The organism is Polynucleobacter sp. 78F-HAINBA, from assembly GCF_018882325.1.
In the GTDB taxonomy this organism is placed as follows: Bacteria; Pseudomonadota; Gammaproteobacteria; order Burkholderiales; family Burkholderiaceae; genus Polynucleobacter.
Genome location: NZ_JACVOQ010000015.1, coordinates 1 through 26,373, shown reverse-complemented (window position 1 = coordinate 26,373; position 26,373 = coordinate 1). Strand labels below are relative to the sequence as shown.

The window sequence follows — 26,373 nt, the reverse complement described above, 5'->3', positions numbered from 1 at the left end:
ACTCACAAGCAAAACTCAATGCTGTAGCAAGACAATTAAATGAACGCCCTAGAAAAACACTAAACTATCAAACACCGGCAGAACGTTTTGCTCAATCTGTTGCGTTGACGGGTTGAAATCAAGGTCGTTAACGGACATTCGAGCAGTAGCAATCTTGCTTGTAAATAAGCATGAGCGGATATTACTAATTAAGCCCCTAGCGCCTCTAGCAAATCCGTCTCTAATAGGATCTGCAGTTTGGGATTCTTACTCAGGTTGGCAGCATCCAACAGGAATACGTCCTCCACTCGCTCGCCCAAGGTGTTGATGCGTGCGGTATGTAATGAAACTTGGTGCTTGGCTAAGACTCTAGAGATTGCATAGAGGAGGCCGGTTCGGTCGCTAGCTGAAAGAGACAGTGCGTAGTAGTGACCCCGCTCATCTGGAATCATATGCACACGTGGCTGAATTGGGAAAGTACGTGACTGTCTGGAGAGTCTACCCATGCTTGGTGATGGCAGTGGATCATTGTTTTGCAATGCAGCTGTCAGTTCGTATTCAACGAGCTGAATAAGGTCACGGTAACTACCACCTTCATCTACTAAGTTACTGCCAGAGATTTGGAAGGTATCCAGCGCATACCCGTGCTTAGTTGTGTGAATGCGGGCATCCCAAATCGAGAACCCGTGGCGCTCAAAGTAGGCGCAAATTCTGGCGAAGAGGTCTTCTTGGTCTTTGACGTAGACAGCAATCTGCAATCCTTCGCCAACTGGAGAAAGCCTGGCGCGCACAACGGGTGTCTCGCTATCTACTTTATTGAAGAGATGTCTTGTGAGCCAAGCAATATCAGCGGCATCTTGGCGCAAGAAGAAAGCAACATCCAGTTGCTTCCAAAGATTCTCATAAGCTGAGTCCTCGATTGCATAAAGTCGTAGCTTGGCCCGAGACTCTTCTTGATGCTGAGCCAGCTCAGAAGATGCATCTGGTTTTGCGCCGCCCAATACGCGCAACGTTACTCGATAAAGATCCTCTAACAGTTTGCCTTTCCAGGCATTCCATACCTTAGGACTGGTTCCACGGACATCGGCAACTGTTAATAGATACAGAGCGGTGAGGTGGCGCTCATCTCCCACCTTTTTAGCAAAGGCTTGCACTACTTCTGGATCCGTAATGTCTTGTTTCTGAGCAACTTGACTCATGTTTAAGTGTTCCGCAACCAACCAAACCAAGAGCTCGGTATCTGCTTTGTTTAAACCATGGTCTTTTGCAAACTTGCGCATGTCTGCTTTGCCAAGTTCAGAGTGGTCACCACCACGCCCTTTGGCAATGTCATGAAAGAGGGCGGCAATGACCAATAGCCAAGGCTTTTCAAAATGGGCAATCAGACTGCTACAGAAAGGAAACTCGTGTGTGTGCTCAACCACCATAAAGCGACGTACATTACGCAGCACCATCAAGATGTGTTGGTCAACCGTGTAGACGTGAAATAAATCATGCTGCATCTGTCCAACGATTTTTCTGAAGGCAGGGAGGTAGCGACCAAGCACGCTGGTGCGGTTCATGAGTTGGAATGCGCGACTAACTCCCTCCGGCTCTTTTAGGATCTCAATAAAAAGTGCGCGGTTGACTGGATCTTTGCGCCATTTGCTATCCATCTTCTGGCGAGCGTTGTACAAGGCTCTGAAGATGGTTGCGGATAAGCTCTTAACGTTAGCTGTTTGCGCAAACACCAAGAAGGTTCGCAGAATTTGCTCTGGGTGTTTCTGAAATAGCTGAGGGTCAGTGATATCTAGAACACCTTGACGCTCAATAAAGCACTCATTGCCTTCGCCGGAAATCGCGTGAGTTGTTTTGGATTCTTGGGGGAAGAGAAGTGCTTCAATATTCTGTAGCAGCACGTCATTCAATTGGGTGACTGCTTTAGCTGCCCAATAGTAGCGACGCATGATGGCTTCGCTAGCCAATCTGGAGGATTCTTCTTCGATACCCATTGCTGCAGCAAGGGGCGCCTGCAAGTCAAAAACCAATACATCTTGCCTACGCTTTGCAAGGAGGTGCAAGTTAGCGCGCAGTGTCTCTAAAAAACGCTGGTTGCGATTGAGTTCAGTTAACTCGCGTTGAGTAACTAGACCAGCAAGACTGAGATCTTTGAATGTATTGCCTAGGTGCGCCGCTTTACTGACCCAAGAAATCACTTGAAGGTCACGCAAGCCACCAGGACTCTCTTTGCAGTTGGGTTCTAAAGAGTAGGGCGTGTCTTGGTATTTGTAGTGACGTTGAATTTGCTCTGCAAGCTTAGCCTGAAAGAATGCCTTTGGATCCATAGCTGCTTCAAAGGCTTTTTCAAAGTCTTTAAATAGTTGTTTATTGCCGCACAGTAATCGTGCCTCTAAGAGTGATGTGCGTACGGTGACATCTTGCTCAGATTCAGACATGCATTCTGCGGTGTTCCGCACTGAAGAGCCTATCTCCAGCCCCATATCCCAGCAGCTGGCAATAAATTGTTCAACCTGTTTTGATAAAGCGAGCGCTTGTTTTTCTTCGGACGGAAGCAGAATGAGAATATCAATATCGGAGTGGGGGAATAAAGCATTTCTTCCATATCCGCCAACGGCAATTAAGCTAGCTTGATTATTTAAGCCACAGCCATTCCAGAGATGGGCGAGCACTTGATCGCTCAGCTTGGTAAGTTGTTTGGTTAGTCTACCTACTGACTGTGTTTTTCTAAACTCGTCGTAGGCAATTTCTCGAGCTGCACGCAGGCTAGCTGCATCAGTAATCTTGCTGGCTGCCCGGAGCTCATTCATGAATTTATGCGTTTACTAGACTTGGTCTAAATGAGAGATCTTTGACGCAATCTGGAATCGGATTACTGCCTTCCGACCAAGTTAATACCTCAACACCAGTGGCGGTTACTAAGAGCGTGTGCTCCCATTGTGCAGAGAGGCTGCGGTCTTTAGTCTTCACAGTCCATTGATCAGGCATCGTGCGAATATCTCGCTTGCCAGCATTAATCATTGGTTCGATAGTGAAGGTCATGCCTTCTTTTAATTTCTCGCCGGTACCGGGACGGCCATAGTGAAGAATCTGTGGATCTTGATGGAACACTTTCCCAATTCCATGGCCGCAATATTCACGAACTACGGAGTAGCCAGCATTTTCAGCATGGGTCTGAATGACGTGGCCAATATCACCTAGTGATGCACCAGGTTTGACTTGAGCAATGCCAAGCCACATACATTCAAAAGTAATTTGGGTCAGGCGCTTTGCTAGTACCGAAACTTCGCCGACCATAAACATGCGGCTGGTGTCACCGTAATATCCATCCGGGGTAATCACAGTGATATCGAGATTCACGACGTCACCGGTTTTCAGAATCTTCTCTCCAGGAATGCCATGGCAAATCACATCATTTACCGAAGTGCAGATGGACGCTGGAAAGGGCGGGTAGCCAGGGGGCTGATAGTTCAGTGGCGCTGGGATAGTCTTTTGGACATCGCGCATGTATTCATGGCAGATGCGATCCAACTCAGCCGTACTGACGCCGGCTTTGACGTGTGGGGCAACGTGGTCAAGAACTTCACTAGCTAAGCGGCCAGCTTCGCGCATCCCTTGGATGTCTTTTTCGGCGGTAAATACACTATTCATGCCTTGATTATCAACGACTTGGCAGTTTTTGGCAGATCTGTAGTGCTTAAAAAATGGGCAAATAGCCCATTTGAAGGCATTTCCAAAGGGATTTAGAGTGCTTGGGCGGGGTGTGAGGAGTCTAGGTGATTGATATTTAAGCTATAATTTCGTTCTCAGGTCAATTTTGATCTGAAATCGCGGGTTGAGCCTTCCAGGGTGGCGTTTTTTAGCGCAGCTAGGACTCAATCTTAGAAATTAACCCTTAGGAGAAGTTATGTCAGTAACTATGCGTCAAATGCTGGAAGCCGGTTGCCATTTTGGTCACCAAACCCGTTTCTGGTCACCAAGAATGGCCCCTTATATTTTCGGCCATCGCAACAAAATTCACATCATCAACTTAGAAAAAACATTGCCAATGTTTCAGGACGCCCTGAAATTTGCAAAACAAGTTGCTGCTAATCGTGGAACTATCTTATTTGTTGGTACTAAGCGTCAATCACGCGAGATCATTGCTGAAGAAGCTGCTCGTGCTGGTATGCCTTACATCGACAGCCGATGGTTGGGCGGTACGCTCACAAACTTCAAAACTGTTAAAGGTTCCCTCAAGCGTTTGAAGGACATGGCAGTTGCTAAAGAAGCCGGCGATTGGGAAAAGCTTTCTAAGAAAGAAGCTTTGACTAACGATCGTGATCTCGACAAGTTGCAAAAAGCGCTTGGCGGTATTCAAGATTTGAACGGTGTTCCTGATGCGATTTTCGTAGTGGACGTTGGCTATCACAAGATTGCTATTACTGAAGCTAACAAGCTTGGTATTCCTGTTATCGCTGTAGTGGATACCAACCACTCACCAGAAGGTGTTGATTACATCATCCCTGGTAACGATGACTCCAGCAAAGCTGTTCTTCTCTACGCTCGTGGCATTGCTGATGCAATTCTCGAAGGTAAATCAAACTCTGTTCAAGAAATCTTGACTGCCGTTAAAGAAGGCGAAGAAGAGTTTGTTGAAGAAGGGAAAGCTGAATAATGGCCGCTATTACCGCTGCAATGGTTGGCGAGTTACGCGCCAAGACTGATGCTCCGATGATGGAGTGCAAAAAAGCATTGACTGAAGCTGATGGCGACATGGCTCGTGCAGAAGAAATTCTGCGTGTAAAGCTCGGTAGCAAAGCTGGTAAGGCGGCATCCCGCGTTACTGCTGAAGGTATTGTTGCTTCAGCTATCAATGGCACTACAGGTACTTTGCTTGAAGTGAACTGCGAGACTGACTTCGTTTCAAAGAATGATGATTTCTTGGCATTTACACAAGCCTGCGCAAATCTGATTTCTGAAAAGAATCCAGCTGACGTTGCTGCATTGCTTGCATTGCCAATGAATGGTCAAACTGTTGATGAAGTTCGTAGCGCCTTGATCGGTAAGATCGGCGAGAACATCATGCCACGTCGCTTCAAGCGTTTCGCTGGCAGCAACAAGTTGGTTTCTTACCTCCACGGTACTCGTATCGGCGTTATGGTTGAGTTCGAAGGTGATGAGACTGCAGCTAAAGACGTAGCAATGCATATTGCTGCAATGAAGCCAGTGGCTTTGTCGATGGCTGATGTTCCTGCTGAAGCTATTGCTGTTGAGCGTAGTGTTGCTGTTCAAAAAGCTGCTGAATCTGGCAAACCACCAGAAATCGTTGAGAAGATGGTTGAAGGTTCTATTCAGAAGTACCTCAAAGAGGTTTCTTTGTTGAACCAAACTTTCGTTAAAAACGACAAGCAATCTGTTGAGCAAATGCTCAAGGCTGCAAACACCACAATCAAGGGTTTCACCATGTTTGTTGTAGGTGAGGGCATTGAGAAGCGTCAAGACGACTTTGCGGCTGAAGTTGCTGCACAAGTGGCTGCTGCTAAAGGCGCTTAATTAGCTCCAAAACTGCTGGGCTTGCCCAGTAAGGCTGTAATACCCAAAAGGGCATGGAAATCTCGGTTTCTATGCCCTTTTGTTTGATCTGTGCCAAGCCCTTTATAATTTGGGCAAGATATTAAAAAGTACTTAAAGATCAATAAGCTAAGCAAGTAAATTGCTTGGCAAATTACGGAAAATAAAACGATGCCAGCCTACAAACGTGTTCTCTTAAAACTCTCTGGTGAAGCCCTCATGGGTGACGATGCTTTTGGCATCAATCCAGTCACCATCGATTCCATGGTGAAAGAAATTGCCGATGTAGTAAATAGCGGCGTTCAGTTGGCTATCGTGATCGGCGGCGGAAATATTTTCCGAGGTGTAGCGGGCGGTGCGGCTGGTATGGATCGCGCAACAGCGGACTACATGGGAATGCTTGCCACCATGATGAACTCACTTGCACTGCAAGATGCTTTGCGCCAAAAAGGTGTTGAAGCGCGCGTGCAATCTGCTTTAAGAATGGATCAAGTCGTCGAGCCCTACATTCGTCCTCGTGCGATTCGTGCGTTGAGCGAAGGCAAAGTAGTGATCTTTGCTGCAGGTACTGGTAATCCGTTCTTCACTACTGATACAGCTGCTGCTTTGCGCGGCGCTGAGATGGCTGCGGAGATCGTTTTAAAGGCCACTAAGGTAGATGGCATTTACAGTGCTGATCCAATGAAAGATCCAACAGCCACGCTCTACAAAACAATTACTTTTGATGAGGCAATCATTAAAAACTTGCAAGTGATGGATGCAACTGCTTTTGCATTGTGTCGTGATCGCAAATTACCAATCAAAGTATTTTCGATTCTCAAGCCAGGCGCATTAATGCGCGTGGTTCAGGGTGAATCTGAAGGTACTTTAGTACACGTTTAATAGGAGGCTTGATGTCCGCAGCAGAAATTAAAACCACTACCGATCAAAAGATGCAGAAGTCTCTTGAGGCTTTGAAGTCCAACCTAGCAAAGATTCGTTCTGGCCGTGCAAATCCTGGAATTCTGGAGCACATCCAGGTCGATTACTACGGCAACCCAACACCGCTAAGCCAAGTGGCTAGCTTGGGTTTGGCTGATGCCAGAACAATTAACGTTCAGCCATTTGAAAAGACGATGGTTGGCGCAATTGAGAAGGCGATTCGTGATTCTGACTTGGGTCTTAATCCAGCCTCACAAGGTACTGTGATTCGCGTACCAATGCCTGCTTTGACTGAAGAGCGTCGTCGTGATCTGACGAAGGTTGTCAAAAACGAAGGTGAAGAAACTAAGATTGCCGTACGCAATTTACGTCGCGATGCAAACGAACATCTTAAGCGCCTCACTAAGGATAAAGAAATTTCTGAGGACGACGAGCGTCGTGCAACTGATGACATCCAGAAGATGACTGATCGTGCAGTAGTTGATGTCGACAAGATCGTCTCTGAAAAAGAAAAAGAGATCATGACGGTTTAATCGTCAGATTCATTTTTTATTATTCGCTTTATGACACAGCACACTAGCTCTACCTTAGTTGTTCCAGAGGTTAGCGCTATTCCTCGCCATGTTGCCATCATCATGGACGGCAACGGGCGTTGGGCCAGCAAGCGTTTCATGCCGCGGGTAGCGGGGCATTCTGAAGGCTTGGGTGCTGTTCGCAAGATTGTTCAAGAGTGTCGCCGCTTAGGTGTTGAATACCTCACCGTATTTGCATTCAGCTCTGAAAATTGGCGCCGCCCACCAGAAGAGGTGGGATTCTTAATGAAGTTGTTTCTCAAATCATTAAAGAGTGAAGTCTCTCGCCTGGCCGAAAACGATATCTCCTTACGCCTCATTGGTGACCTTAGCCGCTTTGATTCTGCGATTCAGGAGATGGTGCAATTCTCTGAAGAGAAAACAGCGGGTTGTAAGGGGCTGACTTTTACGATTGCCGCTAACTATGGTGGCCGTTGGGATATCTTGCAGGCAATGCGCCAGTGCTTGACTTCCAATCCTGGCTTGAAGCCGGAACAAGTCTCTGAAGAGTTGTTGCAGCCGCATTTATCTATGGCTTATGCACCAGAGCCAGATTTGTTTATTCGCACCGGTGGTGAACAGCGCGTCAGCAACTTCTTGCTATGGCAACTAGCCTATACCGAGTTGTATTTCACGGATACCCTTTGGCCTGATTTTGATGAGGCTGAACTACATAAAGCGTTTGACTGGTTTAGTCAGCGCGAGCGTCGTTTTGGACGCACCAGTGCTCAGCTGGCTTCCGAGCCTTTGAGTGACGCAGTCTAAGTACCTCTCACTTTCCCATATGCTTAAAACTCGAATCATTACTGCCACTATTTTGATGGCAGTGCTATTGCCCATCTTGTTTTTATTGCCACCGATGTATTTAGGTGGATTCTTTCTGGTGGCGTTAGTTGCTGCTGCATGGGAATGGGGTCGCATGATTGCCCCTGAGGCAAAAAAGGCTGCATGGCTCTATGCTGCTTTTTGTTTAGCCATCATTTTATTTTTACTAGGTACGCAGGCAATCTCATGGCAGTTCTCCTTGCTCATGATGGCGGTCTTGTTTTGGTTCTTTCTAGCGCCATTTATTTTGGTAAAGGGCATGAATCTTTCCCTTCAAAAGTTCAAACCTTTCTACAGCATCTTGGGTTTAATTATTCTGCCGGCCACTTGGTTTTCATTGGTATTCCTACGTGAACTCGGCTTAGTTTTTTTATTAAGCAGTATGGCCCTAGTTTGGGTTGTTGATATTGGTGCCTATTTCGTTGGCAAGGCTTTTGGTAAACATAAGTTGGCCGTGAATATCAGCCCAGGAAAGTCGATTGAAGGGGCATTGGGCGGTCTTGTGCTTTGCTATCTTTACGCATTCTTATGTGTAATGTATTTGCCGCTAGGTGATACCTTATTTGGTGCTTGGGCCATTCGATTTGGTTGGGTGCCCATGTTCTTAATGGTTACCGTATTGGCTGCGTTTAGCGTCTTCGGTGATTTGTTTGAGTCTCAGTTAAAGCGCTTGGCTGGCGTTAAAGATAGCAGTCATTTATTGCCTGGTCATGGTGGTGTACTTGATCGGGTTGATGCGCTTATCCCAACAATGCCGATAGCTGCTCTACTGGCTGGATTAATTTGATGTCTGTTAAGCAAGTTGCCATCCTAGGATCTACAGGATCGATTGGTGTCAACACCTTGGATGTCATTCGCGCTCATCCTGAGCGCTTTAAAGTGACAGCCCTGACTGCCGCAAAACAAATTGAGCGTTTAGCTGAGCAATGTATTGAGTTCAAGCCAGTTATTGCGGTTGTGGCTGACGCTGCTGGCGCCGCCCAACTGACTCGTCTCTTGCAAGATAAAAAGACTGCTACTCAAGTTCTCTATGGGCCTCAGGCCTTGGTCAGCGCAGTAACTGAATCCGGTTGCGACACCGTCATGGCGGCGATTGTGGGTGCTGCCGGTCTAGTTCCAGCCTTGGCTGCGGCGCAAGCAGGTAAGCGCGTATTGCTGGCCAATAAAGAAGCCTTGGTAATGTCGGGCAATTTATTTATGCAGGCTATGAAAGCGGGTGGTGGTGAGCTACTCCCAATTGATAGTGAGCACAATGCCATTTTTCAATGTTTGCCAGATCGTTTCACTAAAAATCCATCTGACCATTTGGGGGTTGAAGAGCTTTGGTTAACTGCTTCAGGCGGACCCTTCAGGGATAAATCAATTTCAGATTTAGCGGGTATTACTCCGGAGCAAGCTTGCGCGCATCCAAACTGGGTGATGGGTAGAAAGATTTCAGTTGATTCAGCAACGATGATGAATAAAGGTCTTGAGGTGATTGAGGCTTTCTGGTTGTTTGGTTTACCGCTGGAAAAGATTAAGGTGTTGATTCATCCGCAGAGTGTTGTGCACTCTATGGTGCGCTACCGAGATGGCTCTGTGCTTGCGCAAATGGGTCAGCCTGATATGCGTACACCGATTGCTTATGGCCTGGCCTGGCCTGAACGCATTGATGCTGGTGTCGCCCCCTTGAATCTGACGCAGTTGGCTGGTCTGAGTTTTACAGAGCCCAATTTCAACCAATTTCCTTGCTTGAGTTTGGCCTTTGCTGCCGCAAAAGCAGGGGGCACTGCTCCTGCCGTATTAAATGCTGCGAACGAAGTTGCGGTAGCTGCTTTCTTAGATGATGGCTTGCCTTACTTAAGCATTCCAAATGTAGTGGAGCACTGCTTAAATTCCCTGTCTCCAGTAGCGGCTGATTCGCTTGAAACAATTCTTGAGGCTGATGCTTTAGCTCGTCAGGCTGCGAATCAGTTTATTCATACAATTCAGAAATAGATCGATAGATTTTGCAGGCTTTAATCACTCTTGGCGCGTTCTTAGTCACACTGGGTGTGCTGGTTAGCTTCCATGAATATGGCCATTTTTTGGCAGCTCGCCTTTGCGGTGTCAAAGTACTTCGCTTTGCTCTGGGATTTGGCAAGCCACTGTTTACTTATCGTGCTGGTAACGGTACCGAGTGGGTTCTAGCCTCCATACCCCTTGGTGGTTATGTCAAATTATTAGATGGTCGCGATAGTCAGCAAAGTATTCCAACAGAAGACCGCCCTCAGTCTTTTGATGTAAAGCCACTGTGGCAGCGTTCCGTAATTGTGGCTGCAGGCCCTTTTGCGAATTTCCTATTGGCTGTTATTTTGTTTTCGGTGATTTATGTCTCGGGTGTGCCTCAGTTACCGGCTCGCTTGCAGGCTCCGCCAGAGCAATCCATTGCCGCAAAACTAGGAGTGAGGGCAGGTGATGAGGTTATTGGCTGGCAATCTCTGCCATCTGGCTACAAGAGCGCCCCCATTTTTGAAGAATTTGACCCCATACCAAGCTGGAATGCCTTGCGTTGGCTTCTCTTGGATGCGATCACTGGGGAACAAGGCTTTGCTTTGGAGATGCAGGACGCTTCTGGCGCTCGCCACGTTAAATCCTTTCGGCAGTCAGATTTGCCTCCAATCGCACCAGAATCTGACCCATTTCAGGCCTTGGGCTTGCTTCCGCAAGTCAGCCCACCTTCTGAGTGGAAAGAGCTCAAATTAGGGCCTATAGAGGCTCTAGGATTTGCTACCCAACGGGTTTACCTGATAACCAAGGTCTCCACCCGTCTCATGTTGGGCTTATTTACAGGTAAAACAACCCTAAAACAGCTTGGCGGGCCATTGAGTATTGCGGATATGGCAGGGAAGTCCGCTCAGGTTGGTTGGCAGCCATTTGTAGCCTTCTTGGCTCTTATGAGTATCAGTATTGGACTCTTGAATTTAGTGCCTTTGCCAATGCTAGATGGGGGTCAGCTCCTGTATGATGCATGGGAGTTGGTTGCTGGAAAGCGAATTTCTTTATCCCTGCAGGAAAAGCTCCAAAAAGTGGGTTTTTTACTGTTGATAGCACTTTCCTTGCTGGCCTTGTTTAACGATTTGCAACGCTACCTTTCACCTTGAATTTTCTGACCCTCTCTTTTCGTTCCGTAACTCGATTTGTTGCTCAAGTCGCCCTGATTCTTGCTGCTGGTTTTTGCGTAAACGTACAAGCTGCCGATCCCTTTGTTATTAAAGACATTCGAATTGAGGGTTTGCAGCGTGTAGAGCCTGGTACGGTATTTAGTTACTTGCCAGTTCAGGTAGGAGATTCATTTACAGAAGAGAAGAGTGCCGAGGCTATTAAGGCGCTTTATAGCACTGGCTTTTTCCGAGATGTGCAGATCCAGGCTCAGGGCAATGTCCTCATCGTGATCGTTGAGGAGCGTCCCACCATCTCCCGGATCGAATTTACTGGGATGAAAGAGTTTGACCAGGAAGTGGTTCGTAAATCCTTAAAAGCAGTCGGTGTGGCAGAAGCCCGCTTTTATGACAAAGCCCTAATTGACAAGGCTGAGCAAGAGCTTAAGCGTCAGTATGTTGGCAAAGGTATGTATGCGGCTGAGGTGGTTGCAACTGTTACCCCGGTAGAGCGCAATCAAGTAGCGATTTATTTCAATATTGATGAAGGCCCTGTAGCCAAGATTCAAGAGATCAATTTCATCGGTAATAACGTATTTAGCGAGAGCACGCTCAAGAGTCAGATGCAGCTAAAAACTGGTGGCTGGCTTTCTTGGTACAGCAAAGACAATCTCTACTCTAAGCAAAAGCTCACAGCCGACTTAGAGAACATTCGCTCTTACTATCTCAATCGTGGGTATCTTGAGTTTGTTATTGAATCTACTCAGGTTTCCATTACCCCTGACAAAAAAGGTATTTACCTCACTATTAGTATTCGTGAGGGAAATAAGTTCACAGTTAAAGATGTACGTTTAGCTGGTGAGTTATTGGGTAAAGAGGCTGAGCTAATTCAGCTCGTGACCCTCAAGCCGGGCGATACTTTCTCATCTGCCAAGCTCACTGAGAGCACTAAGGCTATTGCAGAGATTCTAGGTTCTTATGGTTATGCATTTGCAACCATTAATCCACAACCAGATATTCGTCGCGAATTAAGCGAGGTTGATCTCACTTTAGTGGTTGACCCAGGTCGGCGTGTTTATGTGCGCCAAGTGAACGTGACTGGTAACGCCAAGACCCGAGATATGGTGATTCGTCGAGAGATGCGTCAGTTTGAAAGCTCATGGTTCGATAGCGAAAAGATTGACCTATCTAAAAAACGTTTAGGTCGCTTAGGTTATTTCACGGAGACTGATGTATCTACGCAGGATGTCCCTGGATCCCCTGATCAGGTTGACGTTAACGTGAAAGTGACTGAGAAGCCAACTGGCGCGATTACTTTGGGTGCAGGTTTTTCCTCCACGGAGAAGTTGATTCTCTCTGCGGGTATTAACCAAGAAAATGCATTCGGTACCGGTACTGCAGTGGGCTTGAATTTCTCTCTCGGAAAAATCAATCAAAGTTTGGCTTTGTCCAATTACGACCCTTACTTCACTGAAGATGGTATTAGCCGCTTTACTGATCTGTACTACCGCTCATCCAAGCCACTGTATTACACCGGTGATCCGGATTACCAAATTAAGTCTGTTGGCTCCAATATCAAGTTTGGCGTTCCTTACACCGAGGTAGATAGAGTCTTCTTCGGCACTGGATTTGAGGTATTCCAGATTCAGTCCAGTATTAATACGCCAACACCATATCTAAATTACATGCAGGACTATGGCATCGCTGCCCCTGGATATCCTGCGACACTCAACACTTACAACGTTCCAATCACAATCGGTTGGTCACGTGATGGTCGTGATAGCGCACTTATTCCTTCTACAGGTTCTTTGCAGCAGCTGAATGCTGAAGTCGGAACCCCAGTCGGTAACATGATGTTTTACCGTCTCTTTGGTCAGTATCAGAAATATCACTCTTTCTCAAAAGGCAATATTTTGTCCTTTAACGGTGAAGTTGGTTATGGTGAGGCCTACGGCAAATACCCATTCCCGATTACCAAAAACTACTATGTGGGTGGTATTGGATCAGTTCGAGGCTACGCTCCAGGATCGCTTGGACCTACCTATGTGAATACCTATACCGGCCTAAATCAGCCAACGGGTGGCCAGTCTAAAATCGTCAGTAACGTTGAGTACACCGTCCCAGTCCCTGGATCTGGCGTTGATAAAACCTTGCGCGTATTTGGTTTCGTAGACGGTGGTAATGTTTATAACGAAAATATCAATCTCGTCTTGCGATATTCTTATGGCTTAGGTTTATCATGGATATCACCTCTGGGCCCACTAAAGTTCAGTTATGGTATTCCGATCAAATCGTTGCCTACGGATAACGTCCAGCGTTTGCAGTTCCAGGTCGGTACGGCGTTTTAATTGTTTAAGGAAAGTTTCATGAAGCTCAATCAATCTTCTAAATGGATTCAGTACGGCTTAATTGCCGCTTCTTCACTAATCGCGTTGCCACAGGCATTCGCACAAGATGCTGGAACTCGGGTCGCAGCTGTGAACGTTGAAAAAGTATTCAATGAATCCAATATGGCCAAAGCAAGCCAAACCAAATTGCAAAATGAATTCATGAAGCGTCAGAATGAAATTCGTAGTAGCGCTGAAAAGATTAAGGCTGCAGCAGAAAAATTAGACCGTGATTCTGCTGTAATGTCCGAAGCAGATCGCGTACGTCGTCAACGCGAATTGTCTGATCAGGATCGCGAGCTACAACGCAAACAACGCGAATACACTGAAGATCTGAATCAGCGTAACTTTGAAGAGCGCGCCAAGATTGCTGAAAAAGCAAATCAAGCGCTCAAGCAAATTGCTGACCAAAGAAAAATTGATGTCATTATTCAGGATCCAGCCTATGCCAATCCAAAGGTTGATGTTACTGATGATGTCATCAAGGCTTTGAATAGTCTCAAGTAAGTTTTATGCCCACCGCCATTGAGCTGGCCGAACGGTTTCAAGTAAGCTTGGTGGGGGATGGCTCCCTCGCGCTACAGGGTCTCGCTCCTCTCGAGCGAGCTCAGTCAAGCCAAATCTCCTTTCTTTCTAATCCACTGTATCGTCAGCAGGCTAGTGATAGCAATGCTGGCGGCTTAATTGTTAGTCAGGCGGATTTGGATTTTCTTCAGGCAAATCCTGGAAACAGCTCGGCAGGGCGGGTGTATTTTGTTTCCAAAAATCCCTACGCCACTTTTGCCAGAATGGCGCAGCACTTTGCTAAGGAATCTGCGCCTATCTATACCCCCGGCGTGCATCCTAGCGCGGTAATAGATGCATCTGTCAGTATTCCAGCTTCATGTCATATCGGACCTTTTGTGCAAATTGGCCCTGGCGTGAAATTGGGTGAGCGCGTTACCTTGTTGGGTAACACCTCCATCGCTAGAAACTCCAGCATTGCTAGCGACACTTTGATTTATCCCAACGTTTCCCTTTATTCGGAAACCACAATTGGTGAGCGCTGCATTATTCATAGCGGCGCTGTAATTGGTGCCGATGGTTTTGGTTTTGCCCCTGATTTTTCTGCCACCGGTGCTGAGTGGGTCAAGATCCCTCAGACTGGCGCCGTAGTGATTGGTAATGATGTTGAGATTGGTGCATCCACTACGATTGATCGTGGCGCCATGAGTGACACCATCATTGGTAATGGAACCAAGATTGATAACCAAGTACAAATTGCGCACAACGTAGTCGTTGGCAATTGCTGTGTGATTGCTGGATGTGCTGCGATCTCAGGCAGCACCAAGATTGGAAACTTCTGCATTATTGGTGGTGCTGCAAACTTTGCGGGCCACCTCAGTATTGCTGACAGAACTACCGTATCCGGAAATACCTCGATTATTCGCTCTATCACTGAGCCAGGTCAGCATTACACAGGCGTGTATCCCTCAATGCTCCATAGCGCTTGGGAGAAAAATGCAGCTATTTTGCGTGGCCTCGATAAAATACGTCAACGCTTACGATTATTAGATAAGTCTAAATAAATCATCATCACACTAAAAAATTAGAAACTTTATTCAGCAGGTAAATACATGAGCAAACCTATCGCCATCGACATCAATCAAATTTTGAAGTTATTGCCACACCGTTACCCATTCTTGTTGGTTGACCGAGTGTTGGAGATTGAGCCTCGTCAAAGTATTACTGCTTTAAAGAATGTCACCATGAATGAGCCATTCTTTCAGGGGCACTTTCCGGATTTTCCAGTAATGCCTGGCGTCTTAATCATTGAGGCGCTGGCTCAAACTGCTGCACTACTGACTTTCTCAGAAGTCCGTGAAGAGAATGCGATTTATTACTTCGCTGGTATTGACGGTGCTCGCTTTAAGAAACCGGTGTTACCTGGTGATCAACTGATCATGACTGCGAAGTTGGAGCGTGAGCGTGCTGGTATCTATAAATTTCAGGTGCAAGCTACTGTAGATGGTGAGTTGGCTGCAGAAGCCAATATTACTTGTGCCGTTCGTACGAAAGGTGCGTAATGACTCGGATTCATGCATCTGCTGTAGTTGATAGCAAAGCTGAGCTCGCTAGCGACGTAGAGATTGGTCCATATTCCGTTATTGGGCCAAACGTCAAAATTGGCGCTGGCAGCAAGATTGGATCTCATACTGTGATCGAGGGTTACACCACGATCGGTAAAGAAAATACCTTTGCTCACTTTGCTGCAATTGGTGGTGCCCCCCAAGACATGAAATACCGTGGCGAACCAACCCAACTGATTATTGGCGATCGGAATACGATTCGTGAGTTCACTACCATTCATACTGGCACATCTCAAGATGAGGGCATTACCCGCATCGGTAATGACAACTGGATCATGGCTTATGTGCATATTGCGCATGACTGCCAAATTGGCAACCACACGATTTTCTCAAGCAATGCACAAATTGCTGGTCACGTGAAGGTGAGTGACTGGGCAATTATGGGCGGCATGTCAGGCGTTCATCAGTTTGTTCGTATTGGTCAACATGCCATGCTCGGTGGTGCTTCGGCATTGGTGCAGGACATTCCACCGTTTGTGATTGCGGCCGGAGATAAGGCTTCTCCACACGGCATCAACGTCGAAGGTCTCAAGCGCCGGGGTTTCTCAAGCGAAACCATTTCTGCATTGCGTCAGGCATATAAAGTTCTCTATAAAGATGGCCTTAGCTTTGAAGATGCCAAGGTAGAGATTCAGAAGATGGCGCAAGCTAGCGCATCTGATGCCGCTACCGCAGAAAAGCTGACAGAGTTCCATGACTTTATTGCTGCCTCCACGCGCGGCATTATTCGATAGAGTAGATCGAGTGTCTAGTGTCTAAGCTTGCTTGTGTTGCCGGAGAGCCTTCGGGTGACTTGCTGGCAGCGCCAGTACTCAGTGCGCTAAGGCAGATCCCGGATACTTCCAATTTGGAGGTATACGGCATTGGTGGCCCGCGCATGCAAGCAGAAGGTCTAAGGTCTGATTGGCCCATGGAGACCCTCAGTGTTCGTGGATACGTTGAGGCTATCAAGCAACTTCCCGCCATTCTGAAACTGCGTAAGGAGCTCATTAGCAATCTTACGGGCGAGGGACGTCCCGACGTGTATCTCGGTATTGATGCCCCCGATTTCAATTTAGGTGTCGAGTTAGCTTTGCGTAAGGCGGGCATTCCAACTTTGCATTTTGTTTCTCCATCGATTTGGGCGTGGCGAGCAGGGCGTATTGCGAAGATCAAGCAAGCGGTTGAACGCATGCTCTGCATTTTCCCCTTTGAAACTGAGATCTATGAGCGTGCCGGCATTAGCGCTACTTACGTTGGACATCCCTTAGCTAGCGAGATTCCACTTGAGCCAAATCCAGCCTCGGCTAAACAAAGAATCGAGCAAGCATTAAGCCTATCCACCAATGCATTAAATGGAATTGTTGTTTCAGTTCTACCGGGCAGTCGCGGTTCAGAAATTGAATTGATTGCACCAGTCTTTTTTGAAACCATGGCCCAGCTTGTGAAGCGTTTGCCAGGACAACCTCTACATTTTGTGATCCCCGTGGCAACTCCACGCTTGCGAGCACCGCTTGAGGCTTTGCTGAAAAGCACGCTAGAGAAGAATCCAAGCCTGAATATTTATTTAATCGATGGTGAGGCGGATGCGGTTCTTGAAGCCGCTGATGTTGTGTTGATTGCTAGTGGCACTGCAACCTTGCAGGCTGCACTCTGGAAAAAGCCGATGGTGATTTCGTATAAGGTGCCTTGGCTGACAGCGCAGATTATGAAGCGACAGGGATATCTACCTTATGTTGGGCTCCCAAATATTTTATGCGGTGAGTTCGTTGTCCCTGAGCTTCTTCAGGATGATGCGACTCCAAGTAAATTATCCGATGCCTTATTGGCTTGGTTAAATAATCCTAGCAAAGTTACTCAGCTGAAAACACGCTTTGCAGAAATGCATGAGACCTTACGCAGGCCAACCGGTTTATTGGTTGCTCAAGCTGTGGCACAAACGATTACCGCAACTAAAAGTCGGAATTCTGTGTGAGTGTAATTTGGGTATGTGGTGTTGATGAGGCGGGCCGTGGTCCATTAGCGGGGGCGGTTGTTGCTGGTGCTGTCGTTCTTGATCCAGAAAATCCTATTACCGGTTTAAAAGATTCTAAGAAGTTATCTGCTGCCAGACGTGAGTTTCTATTCGAGCAAATTCAGCTTAAGGCAAAAGCCTGGGGTATCGGCGAAGCGAGCCCGGCAGAGATTGATGAGATCAATATCTTGCAAGCAACGATGCTGGCAATGCGCCGAGCAATTGAAGATCTCACTACACGTTTGGGTGGTTGGCCAGATAAAGCTTTGATTGATGGAAATCGCTGCCCTGAACTTCCGATTTCGGCAGAAGCTATTGTCAAGGGTGATGCCAAAGAGCCTGCGATTTCAGCGGCATCGATCTTGGCTAAGGTCACCCGAGATCGTCAAATGATGGCTTTACATGAGCTCCATCCTCAGTATGGCTTTGCTCAACATATGGGATATCCAACAGAGGCGCATTTCGCAGCTCTTAAGGAATTTGGTGCCTGCGATCAACATCGTCGGAGCTTTTCACCAGTTCGCAATGTCTTAGCTCTGCATAGTCGATAATCCCAATTATGAAAATGGAATTTATCAGCTCAAAAGACAATTCCTTGTTTAAGGAAATTCGTCAATTACAAGCTACTGGCCCCAAGGGTCAGAAGGCCCGATTTGCTTGTGGCCAGGCTTTGCTCGAAGGTATTCATTTGGTTCAAACTTGGGTTAGCAATCCAGCGCTCAAGACCTTGATTACTTCTGAATTGGGTTTGCAGAATCCAGAGATCGCCCAGGCTGTTTACGACCATGTCGAAATTTGCCCTGAGACTCGCGTTTATCAATTGGATAAAGGTCTTTGGGATCTGCTATCTGATTTGGTAAATGCCCCGCAAATTGCGGGATTGCTAGATCTTCCTGAAACAGCCTTAAATCCGCAAAAGTCGGTTGCGACGATTTCTGGGGATGTGATTATTTTGGACCGTATTCAAGATGCAGGTAATGTGGGTTCCATCTTGCGCACTGCGGCAGCGGCCGGATTTACTCAGGCCATTGCCTTAACTGGTTGCGCTCACTTGTGGTCAAGCAAGGTATTGCGTGCTGGTATGGGCGCTCATCGCCTGCTTGATCTTTACGAAGGTTGGTCAACCCCTCAAGTACTCAGTGCTGTAACGGCGCCTTTACTAGCCGCTACCGCTGATGGTGAGTTAGATCTCTTCAATATGCCCAAGGTACTAATCCATCCAGTTGCTTGGGTAATGGGAAGCGAAGGGCAGGGTGTTTCTGAAGACCTCATGGCTCAAGCTAAAGGCGTATCAATCCCAATTGATCCAAGAGTGGAATCGCTTAACGTATCTACCGCTGCGGCAGTATGTTTGTTTGAGACCCTCAGGGTGAGGCGCGCTTAGATAGTAGTTTTTTCACGAGGGGCCGCTTTCGGCCAATAAGAGACCTTCGAGAGCAGCTGTGCCACCCCCTCCGCCAAGTCAAAAAAAGACCGCGCATAGCGGTCTTGAAAGGGAGCTACAACTTGTTACTTAATAACCATCAAGGTAAATGGATATATATAGGCTTGAAGTGTCACAAAAATACCGACTAAACATGCAAGGGCAATAGAGTGGAAGAATACGTACCGCAAGATATCACCTTCATGACCATACCAACGGGTGGCTGTTGAGGCAACAACAATTGACTGCGCATCAATCATCTTACCCATAACACCGCCAGAGCTATTCGCAGCGCCCATTAGGTTCGGGCTAAGCCCCAATTGATCAGCAGCAACTCTTTGCATTCCGCCAAACAGCACGTTTGATGCGGTATCTGAACCCGTTAGAGCTACACCTAGCCAGCCCATCAAAGTTCCAAAAAATGGATATAAGACTCCAGTAGTTGCGAACGCTAGACCTAATGTTGTATCAAGACCAGAATATCTTGTGACGGTTCCCAAGCCAAGCATTAAGACAATCGTTAGCAATGAGAGGCGAACATCCCAAATCGTTTTAAAGTAACTTGTGACGAGTTTAATGGGGTTGTACTTCATTAATAGGCCGCCAACAATTGCGGCAAGTAAGATGCCTGTGCCTGTAGCTGACAATAAGCCAAACACATAAATAGCAGCCTCTTTGGTTGGGCTTACTACCGCCGGTGCTACTTTTTCAATCATATTATGTAGGCCATCAATAGGGAATTTTGGAGCATAAATCCCGTTGAAGTATGCCTTTACGCTAGGCAATCCCCAGATGAAAACAAATACAGTCAAAATAATCCAGGGCATCCATGCGCGAATTACTTCACTGCGCGAATGTACTGTTGGCGCTTTTAAACCATCTTCAGAGACTAGCGTCTCTTTATGATTTTTCAAACTAGTAGATCTCCAGATTTGCTTTGGTGACCATACTTTTAGGAAGAGCACCAGACAAACCATTGATACAAGTGCTGCTATTACATCAACTAACTCGGGCCCCATGTAATTGGATACATAAAACTGGGAGAGAGCAAAAGATAGCCCAGTAACTAAGATGGCTGGCCAAATTTGCATCATGGCCTTACGACCTGCAAATGCCCAAATTAACCAGAAAGGCACCAAGAAAGAAAAGAAGGGTAATTGACGTCCAACCATGCCCGAGAGGGCCATTAGGTCATAACCATGTACTTTAGCCATTGTGATGATTGGGGTGCCAAGAGCGCCATAGGCCACTGGCGCGGTGTTGGCAATTAAAGAGAGTCCTGAGGCCGCTAATGGCGAAAAACCAAGGCCAATTAAGATTGCTGCAGTAACGGCTACTGGTGTGCCAAAACCAGCTGCACCTTCAAAGAATGCGCCAAATGCGAATGCAATCAAGAGCAATTGCAAGCGACGGTCTTCGGTGATCCCGGCGATAGAATCTTGCAGAATTTTAAAGGAGCCGTTTTGTTCGGTTAATTGGTAGAGAAAAATAATATTTAGAACAATCCATCCAATAGGAAGTAGGCCAGTCAGGCCGCCAAGGATGGCAGATTTGGTTGCCAGTTCAAGAGGCATTCCAAAAACTAAGACGGCTATCAGAATAGCAAATAGCAAGCCAAGTCCTGCGGCTATATGCGCCTTCATATGTAAAAAGCCAAGGCCAACTAACATGACAATGACGGGTATTGATGCACATAAGGTTGAGAGGAACATATTCCCCATTGGGTTATACGCTTGCTGCCAGATCATTTTGTGTTTCCTTTTCTAAATGTTTAAATATTGTTTTTAAAATTAATACTTTCCTGGATACAAAATATCTTTAGTCACATTCTGAATATCGCGGTGACCGGTAAATGCCATCGTGATATCCAATTCATTGTGAATAATGTCGAGGCATTTAGTAACGCCAGCTTCGCCCATGGCACCCAAGCCATAGAGGAAAGGGCGGCCAATCATCGTACCGCGTGCACCAAGTGCCCAAGCTTTCAATACGTCTTGTCCAGATCGGATGCCGCCATCCATCCAAACCTCAATATCTTTACCAACCGCATTAACGATGCCAGGCAAAGCTTTGATGCTAGAGATGGCGCCATCTAATTGACGGCCACCATGATTGGAAACAATCAAGGCATCGGCGCCGGAGTTTGCAGCAAAGCGCGCATCCTCTTCGTCCAAGATGCCTTTAATGATTAACTTGCCACCCCAGAGTTTTTTAATCCACTCCACATCATCCCAGCTTAGGCCTGGATCAAACTGTTCGGCAGTCCAAGAGGAGAGGGAGGACATATTGCCAACACCAGTAGCGTGACCAACAATATTGCGAAAGGTTCTGCGAGGAGTCATTGTCATGCCCATGCACCAGCGTGGCTTGGTCATCATGTTGATCATGTTGGCAATGGTCAGCTTTGGAGGTGCAGACAAACCATTTTTTAAATCTTTATGGCGTTGTCCCAAAATCTGTAAATCCAACGTCAATACAAGGGCAGAGCACTTGGCAGCTTTGGCGCGTTCAATGAGGCGCTCAATAAAGCCACGGTCTTTCATGACATAGAGCTGAAACCAAAATGGCTTGGTGGTGCGTTCTGCCACATCCTCAATCGAGCAAATGCTCATGGTGGATAGGCAGAATGGAACACCAAATTTTTCCGCAGCACGGGCAGCTAGGATTTCACCATCGGCGTGTTGCATACCAGTTAAACCAGTTGGCGCAAGTGCTACAGGCATTGCAACCTCTTGACCCACCATGGTTGTTTTGGTGGTGCGATTAGTCATGTCTACAGCAACGCGCTGACGCAGTTTGATCTTCTGAAAATCGGATTCGTTGGCTCGGTAGGTAGATTCAGTCCATGAACCGGAGTCTGCATAGTCATAGAACATCTTGGGGGTGCGTTTTTGATGCAGAACTCTTAAGTCTTCGATGTTGGTGATAATTGACATATTTTATGAATTAGAAATATTATGGTAAGTTGGTAATACCAATAATAAATCTAGTCTGAAGCCGGTGTATAAAGAAATATGTAGATAATTACCCTAGATATATAGGTTTTTTCTTCAATTAGAAGATATATTTCACTTTATGGAACTATAAATTAAACTGGTAAGACCAATAAATGAAAATAATTAAACATACCGAGCGTATATCTGACAAGGTCGTTCAAAGCCTGGAGGTGCAAATTCTAGAGGGCTCTTTAAAACCTGGCGATCAATTGCCATCAGAGAGGGATCTGGCATTGGAGTTAGGGGTATCTAGGCCTAGTGTTAGAGAGGCTATTCAATCCTTAGTTACAAAAGGCATGCTGCATACAAGGCATGGTGGTAGAACAATAGTTACAGACAAGCTTGCCGCTTCATTTACTGATTCCTGGCAGGACATGCTTATAAAGCACCCAAATATTCAAGTCGACATATTAGATTTTCGTGACATGCTTGAAGGGCAGGCTGCCTATTTCGCCTCTAATCGAGCAACTGAAGTGGACTTGCACAATTTAGAACAAGCCTATAACAATCTAATTAAGGCATATGCAGTCTGTGAACTAAAGGAAATGGTGGAAGCCGATGTGGCATTTCATCAGACAATCGCTGAAGCTTCTCACAATGTTTTGATAATCCATTTATCGGCAACATTATTAAAATTAATTAATGAGCATGTTACGAGAAATCTTAAATATTTAAATGGTCGTCTTAAAGATCGCAGCCAATTAGAAGATCAGCATCTAGCAATTTGGACGGCAATCAAAGATCGTATGCCAGAAAAAGCATTAGAGGCCTCAAAGCGTCACATCGATTATGTCAAGGTAAGTATGAAGGCGAGCGCTGAAGACCAAGAGCGTATTGAAAGCTCTATCCGTAGAAAGAGTTAAAGAAAATGATGGTGACAAAAAATCCTTCTAGAAATAAACAGCTTAAAAATACTGAACTACCTTTAATTGATGACATTCGCCTCTTAGGAAAGATTTTGGGCGATATCGTTCGTGAGCAAGAGGGTGATTCTGTCTATGGACTGGTAGAGCAGGTCAGAAAATTATCTGTGGCCTTTCATCGTGATGCAAATCAGAAGGCCAATCACGAACTGAGCAAACTGCTTAAGGGGCTTAGTAGTGAAATCGCCGTAAAAGTGCTTCGTGCTTTTACTTACTTTAGTCATTTGGCCAATTTAGCCGAGGATAGACATCACATTCGCCGCCGCGTAGCGTATGAGCGCATTGGCAGCTATCAAGATGGCAGCATTCCGATGGCCATGAAAAAGCTTCATGCCGCTGGCGTGACAAGCAAGATGATCTCTAAGACGCTGGAAGAAAGTTTGATTTCTCCGGTGCTGACTGCGCATCCAACCGAAGTGCAAAGAACCAGTATTTTGGAGGCCGAACGTGATATTGCCAATTTATTGACTATTCGTGATCAGATTAAAGAGTCTTCTAAAGCAAATAACCCGCAAAAAGACGCATTGCTCAATAAAGAGCTGAAGGCCAATGAAGAGCAAATTCGTGCACGTGTACTTCAACTCTGGCATACCCGTTTATTGCGCTTTACTAAGCTCACGGTTGCTGATGAGATTGAGAATGCTCTGACGTATTACGAGACTACTTTTTTGAGAGAAATTCCGAAAATCTACGCACAATTGGAAGACTCGCTTGCAGGTAATTCTGTAGCAAGCTTCCTGAAGATGGGTCAGTGGATTGGCGGTGATCGCGACGGCAACCCCAATGTTAGCGCTAAGACGCTTGAGTATGCTGTTTCAAGACAGTCAGAAATGGTGCTACGCCACTACTTAACTGAAGTGCATTACTTGGGTAGAGATCTATCAGTATCTGCATTGCTCCTAAAATTTCCGAAGAAGATGCAAGAGCTAGCTGCTGCATCACCAGACACCAATGAGCATCGCCAGGATGAGCCCTATCGAAGGGCGCTCACTGGTATGTATTCAAGATTAGCAGCTACTTTAAAGGTGCTTACCGGTACAGATGCAGCACGACATGCCGTCTCGCCTCAAAACCCCTATATCAGCGCGCAAGAATTTTTATCTGATCTGAGGACAATTGAAGTCTCACTTGTTTCTCAGGGTGCAAAGGCGCTAGCAGACCGCCGCTTACGCGGCTTGATGAGGGCGGTTGAAGTTTTTGGTTTTCATTTGGCTACCGTGGATTTACGTCAAAGCTCAGATATGCATGAAGCTGTTTTGGCTGAGCTGTTAGGTGCGGCATCAATTCACAATGAATACTCCAGTCTTTCCGAAGAGCAAAAGCGTGTGCTCTTGTTATCTCTATTAAAAGATCCAAGACCTCTTCGGGTTGTGGGCCATCAATACTCTGATTTTGTACTCTCTGAAATTGCCATTTTTGAGATGGCTAAGAAAATGCGAGAGCTCTTTGGTAAAGATGCCATCCGCCATTACATCATCAGTCACACCGAAACTGTAAGTGATTTGTTAGAAGTTCTGCTGATTCAAAAAGAAGTTGGCTTGATGCATGAAACTTTAGGCAAGAAGTCATCTGCCGACTTAATAGTCGTTCCATTATTCGAGACGATTGACGATTTACGCAATGCGGCGCCAATCATGCAAGATTTTTATGCATTGCCGGGTATTCTTGATCTAGTAAGGCGATCTGGCGCTGAGCAAGACATTATGTTGGGCTACTCCGACTCCAATAAGGATGGCGGTATTGTCACTAGCAATTGGGAGTTATATTGCGCGGAGCTTGCCTTGGTTGAGGTGTTTGAGCCTTTGGAGCAGAAGCATGGGGTGAAACTTCGCTTATTCCACGGCAGGGGAGGCACAGTGGGTCGTGGGGGTGGGCCAAGTTATGAGGCAATCCTGGCGCAACCTCCAGGCACGGTCCGCGGACAAATTCGTTTGACCGAGCAGGGCGAAGTAATTGGATCTAAGTATGCCAATCCTGAAATTGGCAGACGTAATTTAGAGACTCTAGTAGCTGCAACTTTGGAGGCTACTTTGTTAAAGCCGACTAAGCAGGCAAGCAAAGCTTTTTTGGATGCGGCTGCTCAGATCTCACAAGCTAGTATGGATGCTTATCGTGGTCTTGTATATGAGACCCCAGGATTTGCAGAATATTTCTTTGATGCGACCCCTATCCGTGAGATCGCAAAACTGAATATTGGATCACGCCCTGCAAGTCGCAAGGCAAGTCAAAAGATTGAGGATCTCCGCGCCATCCCTTGGGGGTTCAGTTGGGGGCAGTGTCGTTTAACACTTCCAGGTTGGTTTGGCTTTGGTTCCGCTGTGCAGGAGTTCTTAAATCACCCTAAGGCTGCAGATAAAAAAGCGGCGCTCGCTCTTTTGCAAAAGATGTATAAGGATTGGCCATTCTTTAGGACCTTGCTATCTAATATGGATATGGCTCTAGCCAAGAGTGATTTAGCATTAGCCTCTCGTTATAGCGAATTGGTTTCTGATACTAAGCTTCGCAAGAAGATTTTTAATTCTATTGAAGCTGAGTGGAATAAAACAGTAGATGCCCTGAACTTGGTTACTGGAGAAAAAGTGCGTCTGGCTAAGAATCCCTCCCTAGCAAGATCGATACGCAATCGTTTTCCTTATATCGACCCACTGCATCATTTGCAGGTCGAGTTGGTAAGGCGCTATCGAGCAGGTAAGCATGACGATAGGGTGCAAAGAGGTATCCATATTGCGATTAATGGAATTGCGGCCGGACTCAGAAATACTGGATAGGTTATTTAGGCATTGAACTTGAGGTAGGTATGAATTTTCCAGCACTTTCGTCGAGGAGTCCTATGACCCGCGGCCGCCCTAGAAGGTGGTCTATCGGGGCATGTAAGGCAGACGCCCTAAATTTCATATCTTGTAGCGAGTGGCGAAGAAATTCCCCTCAAGCCTATTTGGCAGCTTGTCGCTATGGGTGGGTAGATGAATGTACTGTCCATATGATTAAAGCACGGAAGCCACGTGGGTATTGGACCCTTCAAAGATGTGTTGCCGAAGCCAAGACTTTCAGGACAAAACAGTCATGGCGATTAAGTTCTCCAAGTTCTTACGTCACAGCTAAAGCTAAAGGTTGGTTAAATATGTGTAGTGAGCATATGACAGGTGTTTAGTATCGTTTCTTGGGCGTAAAGTTTTCTTAGTAGATGGATGTCCTTGACCAAGCTAAAGGAACCTTCAAATGTAGTTGAGATTTTCTAAACCATTTACCCAAGCATTCTTCGATCGCTCATGGGCGTTGCCTGAAATAGAGTTGAAGAAATAATTTGAATATCGTTTATACCGAGAGCCTAGATGTAGAGTCTGTCATCCTCGGCCCTGTTAGATTCCGCCCCGGGCCACCAAAATTCTACAAACCACCTGCGGTGGTTTTGTTGCTCTGGGTGACTGTTTTGGGTCTTGATTTCAACCCGTCGATGCAACACACTACTAACTGCGTAAGCGCAAGGAGTGTTGCTCATGAAACAACGACCTCGAATCTATTACACAGCCACCCAGAAGGATTTAATGTGGGAGCG

At 46.4% G+C, this 26,373-nt stretch carries 21 protein-coding genes and 2 pseudogenes; 19 read left to right on the top strand and 4 right to left on the bottom strand.

Going from position 1 to position 26,373, the window contains the following annotated elements:
• Positions 1 to 116: pseudogene (locus ICN11_RS10560) on the top strand (IS30 family transposase); the annotation flags it as partial.
• 72 nt (positions 117 to 188) lie between these two features.
• Here the strand turns inward: ICN11_RS10560 and ICN11_RS10555 are convergent.
• Positions 189 to 2,786, bottom strand: coding sequence for a [protein-PII] uridylyltransferase (locus tag ICN11_RS10555; protein ID WP_216230343.1), 2,598 nt, complete (start codon positions 2,784 to 2,786; stop codon positions 189 to 191).
• Between the two features lie 4 nt (positions 2,787 to 2,790).
• Positions 2,791 to 3,699: pseudogene (gene map, locus ICN11_RS10550) on the bottom strand (type I methionyl aminopeptidase); the annotation flags it as partial.
• A gap of 184 nt (positions 3,700 to 3,883) precedes the next feature.
• On the opposite strand from map, the gene rpsB reads away from it, so the two are divergent.
• From rpsB to ICN11_RS10470, 16 genes are all read left to right on the top strand, one after another.
• Positions 3,884 to 4,633 carry a 30S ribosomal protein S2 gene (rpsB, locus tag ICN11_RS10545; RefSeq protein ID WP_015421433.1) on the top strand — a complete coding sequence of 250 codons (750 nt, stop codon included), beginning with the start codon at positions 3,884 to 3,886 and terminating at the stop codon, positions 4,631 to 4,633.
• Positions 4,633 to 5,511, top strand: coding sequence for a translation elongation factor Ts (gene tsf, locus ICN11_RS10540; RefSeq protein ID WP_046330462.1), 879 nt, complete (start codon positions 4,633 to 4,635; stop codon positions 5,509 to 5,511). The genes rpsB and tsf overlap by 1 nt, the downstream gene beginning before the upstream one ends.
• Positions 5,512 to 5,700: 189 nt before the next feature.
• The gene (gene pyrH, locus ICN11_RS10535; RefSeq protein WP_215374847.1) at positions 5,701 to 6,411 is read left to right on the top strand and encodes a UMP kinase; all 711 of its coding nucleotides are present in this window, start codon (positions 5,701 to 5,703) and stop codon (positions 6,409 to 6,411) included.
• A gap of 11 nt (positions 6,412 to 6,422) precedes the next feature.
• Complete coding sequence (frr, locus tag ICN11_RS10530) at positions 6,423 to 6,983, top strand: ribosome recycling factor (protein WP_216230342.1); 561 nt, start codon at positions 6,423 to 6,425, stop codon at positions 6,981 to 6,983.
• 30 nt (positions 6,984 to 7,013) lie between these two features.
• Entirely contained in the window at positions 7,014 to 7,787 is a 774-nt protein-coding gene (gene uppS, locus ICN11_RS10525; protein WP_216230341.1) for a polyprenyl diphosphate synthase, read from the top strand.
• Positions 7,788 to 7,806: 19 nt separating this feature from the next.
• Positions 7,807 to 8,634: a phosphatidate cytidylyltransferase gene (locus tag ICN11_RS10520; protein WP_216230340.1), complete on the top strand. Its 828-nt coding sequence runs from the start codon at positions 7,807 to 7,809 to the stop codon at positions 8,632 to 8,634.
• The gene (gene ispC, locus ICN11_RS10515; protein WP_216230339.1) at positions 8,634 to 9,824 is read left to right on the top strand and encodes a 1-deoxy-D-xylulose-5-phosphate reductoisomerase; all 1,191 of its coding nucleotides are present in this window, start codon (positions 8,634 to 8,636) and stop codon (positions 9,822 to 9,824) included. Before ICN11_RS10520 ends, ispC begins: the two co-directional genes overlap by 1 nt.
• A gap of 11 nt (positions 9,825 to 9,835) precedes the next feature.
• The gene (locus tag ICN11_RS10510) at positions 9,836 to 10,969 is read left to right on the top strand and encodes an RIP metalloprotease (RefSeq protein WP_216230338.1); all 1,134 of its coding nucleotides are present in this window, start codon (positions 9,836 to 9,838) and stop codon (positions 10,967 to 10,969) included.
• Positions 10,966 to 13,314: an outer membrane protein assembly factor BamA gene (gene bamA / locus ICN11_RS10505; protein ID WP_216230337.1), complete on the top strand. Its 2,349-nt coding sequence runs from the start codon at positions 10,966 to 10,968 to the stop codon at positions 13,312 to 13,314. The genes ICN11_RS10510 and bamA overlap by 4 nt, the downstream gene beginning before the upstream one ends.
• An 18-nt stretch (positions 13,315 to 13,332) precedes the next feature.
• A complete protein-coding gene (locus tag ICN11_RS10500) occupies positions 13,333 to 13,860 on the top strand; it encodes an OmpH family outer membrane protein (protein WP_216230336.1) in 528 nt (175 codons plus the stop codon).
• 5 nt (positions 13,861 to 13,865) lie between these two features.
• Positions 13,866 to 14,921, top strand: a complete 1,056-nt coding sequence (lpxD, locus tag ICN11_RS10495; protein WP_216230335.1) for a UDP-3-O-(3-hydroxymyristoyl)glucosamine N-acyltransferase — start codon at positions 13,866 to 13,868, stop codon at positions 14,919 to 14,921.
• Between the two features lie 48 nt (positions 14,922 to 14,969).
• Complete coding sequence (gene fabZ / locus ICN11_RS10490) at positions 14,970 to 15,419, top strand: 3-hydroxyacyl-ACP dehydratase FabZ (RefSeq protein WP_015421422.1); 450 nt, start codon at positions 14,970 to 14,972, stop codon at positions 15,417 to 15,419.
• A complete protein-coding gene (gene lpxA / locus ICN11_RS10485) occupies positions 15,419 to 16,216 on the top strand; it encodes an acyl-ACP--UDP-N-acetylglucosamine O-acyltransferase (RefSeq protein WP_216230334.1) in 798 nt (265 codons plus the stop codon). The genes fabZ and lpxA overlap by 1 nt, the downstream gene beginning before the upstream one ends.
• A 17-nt stretch (positions 16,217 to 16,233) precedes the next feature.
• On the top strand, positions 16,234 to 17,436 hold the full coding sequence (gene lpxB / locus ICN11_RS10480) for a lipid-A-disaccharide synthase (RefSeq protein ID WP_216230333.1): 1,203 nt from the start codon (positions 16,234 to 16,236) through the stop codon (positions 17,434 to 17,436).
• Entirely contained in the window at positions 17,433 to 18,026 is a 594-nt protein-coding gene (rnhB, locus tag ICN11_RS10475; RefSeq protein WP_216230332.1) for a ribonuclease HII, read from the top strand. The genes lpxB and rnhB overlap by 4 nt, the downstream gene beginning before the upstream one ends.
• Before the next feature lie 14 nt (positions 18,027 to 18,040).
• The gene (locus ICN11_RS10470) at positions 18,041 to 18,859 is read left to right on the top strand and encodes an RNA methyltransferase (protein ID WP_255539941.1); all 819 of its coding nucleotides are present in this window, start codon (positions 18,041 to 18,043) and stop codon (positions 18,857 to 18,859) included.
• 125 nt (positions 18,860 to 18,984) lie between these two features.
• Here the strand turns inward: ICN11_RS10470 and ICN11_RS10465 are convergent, their stop codons facing one another.
• Together ICN11_RS10465 and ICN11_RS10460 are read right to left on the bottom strand one after the other, a co-directional pair.
• Positions 18,985 to 20,646, bottom strand: a complete 1,662-nt coding sequence (locus ICN11_RS10465; RefSeq protein ID WP_216230330.1) for an L-lactate permease — start codon at positions 20,644 to 20,646, stop codon at positions 18,985 to 18,987.
• 42 nt (positions 20,647 to 20,688) lie between these two features.
• On the bottom strand, positions 20,689 to 21,834 hold the full coding sequence (locus tag ICN11_RS10460) for an alpha-hydroxy acid oxidase (protein ID WP_216230329.1): 1,146 nt from the start codon (positions 21,832 to 21,834) through the stop codon (positions 20,689 to 20,691).
• A gap of 173 nt (positions 21,835 to 22,007) precedes the next feature.
• Between ICN11_RS10460 and ICN11_RS10455 the strand changes: the two genes are divergently transcribed.
• Positions 22,008 to 22,757: an FCD domain-containing protein gene (locus ICN11_RS10455; protein ID WP_216230328.1), complete on the top strand. Its 750-nt coding sequence runs from the start codon at positions 22,008 to 22,010 to the stop codon at positions 22,755 to 22,757.
• A 5-nt stretch (positions 22,758 to 22,762) separates the two neighbouring features.
• A complete protein-coding gene (ppc, locus tag ICN11_RS10450; protein WP_216230327.1) occupies positions 22,763 to 25,585 on the top strand; it encodes a phosphoenolpyruvate carboxylase in 2,823 nt (940 codons plus the stop codon).
• The last annotated feature ends 788 nt before the right edge of the window (positions 25,586 to 26,373 follow it).